This is a genomic window from Undibacterium sp. Ji42W, assembly GCF_049340405.1.
In the GTDB taxonomy this organism is placed as follows: Bacteria; Pseudomonadota; Gammaproteobacteria; order Burkholderiales; family Burkholderiaceae_D; genus Undibacterium.
Window position 1 is genome coordinate 1 of the sequence record NZ_JBMPOV010000063.1, and the last position, 381, is coordinate 381.

The 381-nt window shown below is 53.8% G+C and carries 1 protein-coding gene; it reads right to left on the reverse strand.

Features of this window, described 5'->3' with window-relative positions:
- Positions 1-373 (reverse strand): MotA/TolQ/ExbB proton channel family protein (locus tag ACO0LG_RS29605; protein ID WP_423032215.1); only part of this gene is annotated, 373 nt, incomplete at its 3' end.
- Positions 374-381: the final 8 nt, after the last annotated feature.

The window sequence follows — 381 nt, forward strand, 5'->3', positions numbered from 1 at the left end:
TCGCTGTCAGCGCATGGTAAATACCCCATACTGTACCGAACAGACCAACGAATGGTGCTGTGGAACCAACCGTTGCGAGGAAGGCCAGGCCGTCTTGCAGGCGGCTTTGGACTTTATCAACAGCGCGTTGGATGGACATGGAGACCCAGGTGTTGAGGTCGATTTGTTCGAGCAGAGCGCCTTCATGGTGTTCTGTGGCTTTGATACCGGAGTCAGCGATGAAGCGGAATGGGCTGCCTTCTTTCAAAGAGGCGGCACCGGCTTGTACGGACGCTGCTTTCCAGAATTTGGCGCGGGCATCTGTGGCTTGACCGGACAATTTAACTTGGTCAATGATTTTGGTGATGAGGATGTACCAGCTGCCCATGGACATGATGACCA